The organism is Vermiculatibacterium agrestimuris (assembly GCF_943193085.1).
Lineage (GTDB): Bacteria > Bacillota > Clostridia > Oscillospirales > Oscillospiraceae > Vermiculatibacterium > Vermiculatibacterium agrestimuris.
This window is the reverse complement of the sequence record NZ_CALPCU010000044.1, coordinates 1-7,953: the sequence shown is the minus strand read 5'-3', so window position 1 is coordinate 7,953 and position 7,953 is coordinate 1. Positions and strand designations below refer to the sequence as shown.

The following is a 7,953-nucleotide window of genomic DNA, read 5'->3' as shown; positions in this document are numbered from 1 at the left end:
CCCCCCCCCCCCCCCGGCACTGCGGCGCACCTCCTCCGGGGGCTTGTCCGGATAACGGCGGAGCAGGTGATCCTCCGCCTCCCGTACAGAGACGGGGGCGAGCGCCAACGTCTCGCACCGGGAGCGGATGGTGGGCAGCACCGCGCCGGGGTTTTCGGTCAGCAGAAGAAAGGCGGCGTAGGCGGGCCCCTCCTCCAAAAGCTTTAAAAGGGCGTTTTGAGCCGCGGCGTTCATGGCCTGAGCATTGGGGAGGATATAGACCTTCCGTACTCCCTCGTTGGGGCGGACATAGGCGTCGGCGCGAAGGGCGCGGGCCTGGTTCACCGTAAGGCCCTTATCCCCCTCTCCGGCCAGGATCACATCAGGATGGATGCCGCCCAGGGCCTTCTTACAGCCGGGGCAGACGCCGCAGGGGGCCTCCGGGCCAGTGCAGACCATGGCCGCGGCCAGGAGCCGGGCCAGCGTCCGTTTCCCGGCGCCGGCAGGGCCGCTGATGAGATAAGCATGGCTCAGTCCCCGGCCCTTCATTCGGGCGGAGAGCTGCTCTTTCAGGGGGGCGTTGCCCGCCAGGGTATCCAAAAGCATCTCAGACCCGCTCAAAGCGCTCGATGTCCACCACGAAAATGGTGGCTCCGCCCACAGTGACCTCCACCGGTACAGAGGGGCAGTAACCATAGTTCCTCTCCATGGTGGAGGGGATCATCTGCTTGCGGGAGTGGGAGTGCTCTTTAATGATGTCGATGACCTCCTGCACCTTCTCGGCGTCCACGCCTACCAGAATGGTCACGTTGCCCGCCATAAGAAAACCGCCGGTGGTGGCCAGCTTGGTGGAGGAAAAGCCCCTCCGGGTCAGGTTTTGGGTCACGGCCCCGGCGTCGTCCCGGTTGATGATAGCAAGGATGAGTTTCATAGTATCCCTCCTGCAAACACATATACACGTTATTTATTATATCGCAACTACGGAAAATAGGCAACAAAAAAGAGACGGGAATTGCTTCCCGTCTCTTTTTCATTTCAAATTTAAGGCAGATAGTTGTAGGGGTTCACCGTCTCGCCGTTCTCCTTGACCTGGAAGTGGCAATGGTTGCCGGTGGCCCGGCCGGTGGAGCCCACCTTGGCAATGACCTGCCCCTTATAGACCCGCTCGCCGGTGCTGACGCACAGGCTGGAGCAGTGGGCGTAGATGGTCTGCAGGCCGTTTTCGTGGTCGATGACCACGTAGTTGCCGTAGCTCCAGTAGCTGCCTGTGCCCGTGCCGGCAAAGGTCACCCTGCCGCCGTCGGCGGCGGCGATGGACGCGCCGTAGGAGCCGGCGATGTCCAACCCGGTGTGGAAGGAGTAGGAGCCGAAAATATACCGGGAGCCGTAGGAGGAATTGATCCGTCCATACAGCGGCCACTGGAACTGGCCGGTGGCCATGGTCTTGGGCCGGGGCTTGGTGCCCACCGCCACCACCTGGGTAACGGGCTGGACATGGACGTCGGCACTGTTGATCGTCCTGCTCTGCTCCACGCCGTTGAGGTAGCTCACATCGGCATTGTAGGTGGCCCAGCCCTCCACACCGGGGGTCAGGACTTTGGAGTAGCCCTGATAAATGGTGTCGTCGGGAACCTCTTCCACCGCAAAGGCCACAGGGCCGTCGTAGGTCACGTTGTCCAGCGTCCGCACAGAGAGGAAGGGGACGGCCTGGCTGATGGTAAGGGTCTGGTCGATCCACAGCTTATTGATGTCCACGCCGGGATTGAGCAGCTGAAGCTCCTCCACCGTCATGCCGTGGCTGTTGGCGATGCCGGAGAAGGTGTCCCCCGGCTGCACGTTGTAGTCCACCCGCTCCATACTGTTGGCGGTGAGGGTCTCCCGCAGGGCGGATATCTCCCGCAGGGCGGTGGTGGCGGTGTACTCCCTTGTCACCACCACCGGCTCCACAAACTCGGCGGAGACGGTATTTTCCGTGACGTAAGGGGCCTTGATGGACTCCAGCATAGCGGTGAGGGCCTGGTGGTTGTCGGCGGCGCCCAGCATCTTGCCGTTCACCGTCAGCACCGAGGTCTTCATCACCTCACCGATCTGGTCGAAGAGGTAGGTCTCCACACTGGACACCGCCATCAGCTCATCCTTGGGCGCCAGCTGGAATTCGAACTCCAGGTTTTGTTCCAGAGTGTACTCCCGGCCCAAAATACTTCCCGCCCGGGCCTCCACCCGGTCAACGGCGTTCTCCACGCTCTCGGGAGAGCTCACCACGCCCAGATCCACTCCGTCCACCGACACCCTGTAAGCGGGGCAGTAGACGTGGCTGGCGATGCCGGCAGTGGCCACGGAGAGGGCCACGGTGAGGAAGACGGCCACATGCAGCGGGGAGCGCCGCTGGAGGGCATCGGGAAATTCAAACTTGGGGAGGGTCAGGCTGGGCAGACGCCAGCTGTGGGCCTCCCTGGTCTCCGCCGGGGCAGGTGCGGGCGCCGTATGGGGGTACCGCAGGATCTCATCCACGGGAGAAAACCTTCTTTCCTTCGGTCTGTTCTGAGGAATTTCTCTCCCAATGTTACAGGTATATTACCAGTCAGTTACGAGAGAGAAACAAATGGTTACAAATGGTTACAAGGCAATCATACTCGCTTTTTACACATTCGTCAAGGGTTTTCCCGGTTTTCGGTGATTTTTGACAAGGAAAACTCCTTTTGATCCTATATATAGTGGTGCTGCCCCGCCGCACAAAACGAAATAAGCCGCGTCTTTTGACAAATCTGTAATCAAACTGTAACAAAACCCCATCAAAAAAGAGGCCCGGGAACACCCGGGCCTCTTTTTTCTCTTCCGTTCAAATGGACTCCTTCCCGCGCCGCCGGAGCTCAGTACCGCCGCAGCACGGCCACCACGCGGCCCAGCAGGGCGCAGCCCTCGCCGTCGATGGGCTCATACTCCGGATTCTCCGGCATGAGCCACAGGTGGCCCCGCTCCATGCGGTAGGTTTTCACCGTGGCCTCGTCCTCAAAGAGTGCCACCACAATGTCCCCGTTGCGGAAGTTTTCCTGCCGGTGGACGATGACCAAGTCGTCAGGGAGGATGCCCGCGTAGAGCATAGACTCGCCCCGCACCCGCAGGGCAAAGTGCTCCCCGGTGCGTCCGCCGGTGTCGAAGGTCAGGTACTCCTCCACATTTTCCTCCGCCAGGATGGGACTGCCGGCGGCCACGCTGCCCACCAGGGGCACCTGATCCCGCTGGCCGTCCAGCTCCTCCGCCACAGCCTGGTGGGGCAGACTGATGGCCCGGGTCTTGCCGTCGGCCTTGTGGATATAGCCCTCCGCCTCCAGCTTTTTCATGTGGAAGTGGACGGTGGAGGGACTTTTCAGCTGCACGGCGGCGCCGATCTCCCGCACCGAGGGCGGATAGCCGTGCTCCTTGGTATATTGAAGGATAAAGTCGTAGATCTCTGCCTGTTTGGGCGTCAAGGGGGCGGGCATGGCGATCCCTCCTTCATTTGATAGTTGTATCATAGCACACCCGCCTCCCCTTTGTCAAACAATTGTTCTAAATTTGTTTACAAATTTCTCTTGACTTTCCCCATGGAAAGGAGTATACTCCCAAACTATCAGCATGCGAACGGTAAACATACGAACGGTTTTTCGGGAGATGGTGGCATGTATCAAAATAATGAGCCCAGCGCCCTGTTCCACGGGCTTCACCACGCCCACAAGCGGCGGGTGGCGGAGGAGCAGGCGGCCCGGGGCATCGGGGACTTGGGGGCGCCCATGCTGCTTTTGAGCCTCTTCGCCGCCGAGGCGGCGGGGGAGCAGTGGTCTCAGCGGGATGTGGCCCGAACCCTGCGGGTCTCTCCCGCCACGGTGGCGGTGTCGTTGAAGACCCTGGAGCGGGACAGCTACGTGGAGCGCAGCGCCGACGTCCGGGACGCCCGGCGCAACCTGATCGCTCTCACCGACAAGGGCCGAAGAGCGGTGGAGTTGTGCGGCGAGAGCTTCCAGGCGGTGGATCAGCGGATGCTGGTCGGGTTTTCCCCGGAGGAAAAAGCTCAGCTCACCGGGTTTTTGACCCGGATGATCGACAATTTAGGCGGGGTGGAACCTCCTCCCTTCTGCCCGCCGGAAAAGGAAGGTGAGGACAGATGCTGAAACGGCTCAGTGTGTACATTGGAGAATATAAGCAATGGGTGATCCTGGCCCCCACATTGGTGATCCTGGAGGTGCTGTGCGAGATCGTCATGCCCCGTCTTATGGCCGCCATCGTGGACGTGGGCATTGCCAACGGGGATATGGACTACATCCTGAAAACAGGGGCCGCCATGCTGGCCCTGGCAGTGGCGGGCATGGTGTGCGGCGTGGTGTCCGCCAAGGCCTCCTCCATCGCCGGGCAGGGCTTCGGCGCCAACCTGCGCAACGCCATGTTCCAAAAGATCCAGGACTTTTCCTTCGCCGATATCGACCGGTTTTCCTCGGCCTCCCTCATCACCCGGATGACCAACGACGTCAACGCGGTTCAGATGACCATGACCATGGGGATGCGCATCATCACCCGGGCGCCTGTGATGCTCATTGCCGCCCTCTTTATGGCCTTTTCCATCAACGCCTCCCTGGCGCTGGTGCTGGTGGTGGTCATCCCCCTGATGATGCTGGCTATCGGGCTTATCATGAAGGTGTGCAACCACCTCTTCGAGGTGACGCAGCGGAAGATCGACAACCTGAATAACGCCGTCCAGGAAAACCTGGTGGCCGTTCGGGTGGTGAAGGCCTTCGTCCGCTCGGCTTACGAGAAGACCAAGTTTCAAAAGGCCAATGATGAGCTGACCGAGGCAGGCATCAACGTGGCCATGCGCATCGTGATGATCATGCCGGTAATGACCCTGTCCCTGAACGCGGCCACCCTGGCGGTGCTCTACCTGGGCGGGAACCAGGTGATGGACGGAACCATGCTCTACGGCGATCTGAGCTCCTTTATCAACTACATCTTTCAGATCCTCATGAGCGTAATGATGGTGGCCATGAGCCTTCTCCAGCTGGCCCGGGCCATGGCCTGCAGCCACCGGATCATCGAGGTTTTGGATACCCAGCCCGACATCCAGGACCGGCCGGAGAGCTGCGGGATCCAGCTGCCCACGGCCCAGGGCCGGGTGGAGTTCCGGGACGTGTCCTTTAAGTACCGGGCCGGAGGCTCGGGAGACGACGTGCTGGAGCATCTGAGCTTTACGGCGGAGCCGGGGCAGTTTGTGGCCATCGTAGGGGGCACGGGGACGGGCAAGTCCTCCCTGGTGAACCTGATCCCCCGGTTCTACGACGTGACCGGGGGCCAGGTGCTGGTAGACGGCATGGACGTGCGGGACTACCCCATCGAGGCGCTGCGCGGCCGCATCGGCATGGTGCTGCAAAATAACGTGCTCTTTTCCGGCACCATCCGGGAAAATCTGCTCTGGGGTAAGAAGGACGCCACGGAGGAGGAGCTGATCCAGGCGGCCAGGGACGCCCAGGCTTACGACTTCATCATGGCTCTGCCCGACGGATTTGACACGCTGCTGGATCAGGGGGGCACCAATGTCTCCGGAGGACAGAAGCAGCGATTGTGTATCGCCCGGGCCATGCTGCGCAAGCCCGCCATCCTTATTTTGGACGACTCCACCTCCGCGGTGGACTCCGCCACCGAGGCGGCCATCCGGGAGTCCTTCGCCAAAAACCTGATGGGAACCACGGTCATTATCATCGCCCAGCGCATCTCCTCGGTGCAGTATGCCGATAAGATCCTGGTGCTGGACGACGGAGCCATTGTGGGAGAGGGCACCCACGACGAGCTAATGGCCGGCAACGCCGTCTACCAGGAGATCTACAACTCCCAACAGGAAGGGGTGAGCGAATAATGCCGGGGCCTCATGGAAGAGGGGGCTTTTCCAAGCCCAAAGACACGAAAAAGACCATTAAGCGGCTCATGGGTTATCTGTCCCAGAGCAAGCTGCCCCTGATGGGCGTGCTGGTCTGCCTGCTTTTGTCCGTGTGCACCAACATCGGCGGATCTTACTATATGCGGCCCATCATCAACAACCTGGTGGACGGAGTCTACGCCGGGCCGGGAGACCTGCTCAAGGCGCTGCTCCCCCTGCTTGGCATCTATCTGGTGGGCGTTGCGGCCTCCTATTTGCAGATGGCCACCATGGCCCGGCTGGCCCAGAAGGGGGTCAACCGGCTGCGGAAGGATCTGTTCGACGCCCTCCAGGATCTGCCCATTTCCTACTACGACCGGCACACCCACGGCGAGCTCATGAGCCGGTTCACCAACGATGCGGACAACGTACAGATGTCCCTGGAACAGTCGGTGGTGTCCCTGTTCTCCTCCGCCCTCATGTTCGTGGGCGTGGTGGGGATGATGATCTACATCAGCCCCCTGCTGTTCCTTATCACGGCGGTCATTTTGGGCGCCACCTTTTCCGTGTTCAAGTTCATGGGCAGCAAGTCCCGCCGGTACTACCGGGAGCAGCAGGCCAACCTGGGCAAGGTCAACGGCAACATTCAGGAGATGATCGAGGGGCTGAAGGTGGTGAAGGCTTTCACCTACGAGGAGAAGGCCAAGGCCAACTTCGCCAAGCTCAACGACGACTACCGCCAGGCGGCCTCCAAGGCCAACTTCTACTCCTCCGCCGTTATGCCCGCCGCCATGAACCTGAACAACGCGGGCTACGCCCTTACCGCCGCGGTGGGGGGCCTGCTGGCCATCTTCGGCGGCTTTGACCTGGGCGGATTTTCCACCTACCTGAACTATTCCCGGCAAGTGAGCCAGCCCATGAACCAGATCTCCCAGCAGCTGACCACCATCCTCTCCGCTCTGGCGGGGGCCGAGCGCATCTTCGAGGTCATGGATACCCAGCCGGAGGAGGACAAGGGCCAGGTGACCCTGGTAGCCGTCCACAAGGGCGCCGACGGCGTCCTGCGTCTGGCCGGAGAGGGGGAGCGCACCGGCTGCTGGGCCTGGCGGGTGCCGGAGAACGGGCGGATGACCCTGGTGGCCTGCAAAAAAGATGAAAACAACGCGCTTACCGAGTGCGCCGAGACGGAGCCCGGCCACCTGTGGGCCTGGAAGTACCCGGAGGGAGACCCGGCAGAGGGCCTCCACCGTATCCGGGGCGCAGTGACCCGGGGGGAGGGCTATGTGCTCACCGAGCTCACCGGGGCGGTGCGGTTCCAGAGCGTGGACTTCTCCTACGTGCCGGGAAAGCAGATCCTCCACGATGTGTCGGTGTACGCCAACCCGGGGCAAAAGATCGCCTTTGTGGGCTCCACCGGAGCGGGCAAGACCACCATCACCAACCTCATCAACCGGTTCTATGAGATCCAGGACGGGGTCATCACCTACTGCGGCATCGACGTCAAGGAGATCAAAAAAGACGACCTGCGCCGGTCTCTGGGGGCGGTGCTTCAGGACACCCACCTCTTTACCGGCACGGTGATGGAGAACATCCGCTACGGCCGGCTGGAGGCCAGCGACGAGGAGTGTATCGCCGCGGCCAAGACCGCCGGGGCCCACTCCTTCATCCGGCGGCTGCCCGAGGGGTATCAGACCATGGTCACCGGGGACGGGGCCAACCTCAGCCAGGGCCAGCGGCAGCTGCTGTCCATCGCCCGGTGTGCCGTGGCCGATCCCCCGGTGATGATCCTGGACGAGGCTACCTCCTCCATCGACACCCGCACCGAGGCGCTCATCCAGAAGGGCATGGACGCGCTGATGGAGAACCGGACGGTGTTCGTCATCGCCCACCGGCTGTCCACCGTGCGCAACTCCGACTGCATCGTGGTCATCGAGCACGGGCGCATTGAGGAGAAGGGCAGCCACGCCGAGCTTCTGGCCGGGCAGGGCCGCTACTACCAGCTCTACACCGGCCAGTTCCAGCTGGACTGAGGCTGAAGCAAAAGGAAGGGGGGGGGGGGGGGGGGGGGGGGGGGGGGGGGGGGGGGGGGGGGG

Annotated in this window: 6 protein-coding genes and 1 pseudogene; 3 read left to right on the top strand and 4 right to left on the bottom strand. The window is 61.9% G+C overall.

Annotated elements, in window-relative coordinates; translation table 11 throughout:
- From NFR87_RS10105 to lexA, 4 genes and pseudogenes are all read right to left on the bottom strand, one after another.
- A pseudogene (locus NFR87_RS10105) lies at window positions 1-600 on the bottom strand (DNA polymerase III subunit delta); the annotation flags it as partial.
- Window positions 587-910, bottom strand: coding sequence for a cyclic-di-AMP receptor (locus tag NFR87_RS10100; RefSeq protein WP_251449335.1), 324 nt, complete (start codon window positions 908-910; stop codon window positions 587-589). The gene NFR87_RS10100 and the pseudogene NFR87_RS10105, both read right to left, overlap by 14 nt.
- A gap of 110 nt (window positions 911-1,020) precedes the next feature.
- Window positions 1,021-2,490, bottom strand: a complete 1,470-nt coding sequence (locus NFR87_RS10095; protein ID WP_251449333.1) for a M23 family metallopeptidase — start codon at window positions 2,488-2,490, stop codon at window positions 1,021-1,023.
- A 359-nt stretch (window positions 2,491-2,849) separates the two neighbouring features.
- On the bottom strand, window positions 2,850-3,461 hold the full coding sequence (gene lexA / locus NFR87_RS10090) for a transcriptional repressor LexA (RefSeq protein ID WP_251449331.1): 612 nt from the start codon (window positions 3,459-3,461) through the stop codon (window positions 2,850-2,852).
- Window positions 3,462-3,638: 177 nt separating this feature from the next.
- Between lexA and NFR87_RS10085 the strand changes: the two genes are divergently transcribed.
- From NFR87_RS10085 to NFR87_RS10075, 3 genes are read left to right on the top strand one after another with little or no spacing between them, the layout of a single operon-like run.
- Window positions 3,639-4,127 carry a MarR family winged helix-turn-helix transcriptional regulator gene (locus NFR87_RS10085; protein WP_251449329.1) on the top strand — a complete coding sequence of 163 codons (489 nt, stop codon included), beginning with the start codon at window positions 3,639-3,641 and terminating at the stop codon, window positions 4,125-4,127.
- Window positions 4,121-5,860: an ABC transporter ATP-binding protein gene (locus NFR87_RS10080; protein ID WP_251449327.1), complete on the top strand. Its 1,740-nt coding sequence runs from the start codon at window positions 4,121-4,123 to the stop codon at window positions 5,858-5,860. The genes NFR87_RS10085 and NFR87_RS10080 overlap by 7 nt, the downstream gene beginning before the upstream one ends.
- Window positions 5,860-7,890, top strand: coding sequence for an ABC transporter ATP-binding protein (locus NFR87_RS10075; protein ID WP_251449325.1), 2,031 nt, complete (start codon window positions 5,860-5,862; stop codon window positions 7,888-7,890). The genes NFR87_RS10080 and NFR87_RS10075 overlap by 1 nt, the downstream gene beginning before the upstream one ends.
- Window positions 7,891-7,953: the final 63 nt, after the last annotated feature.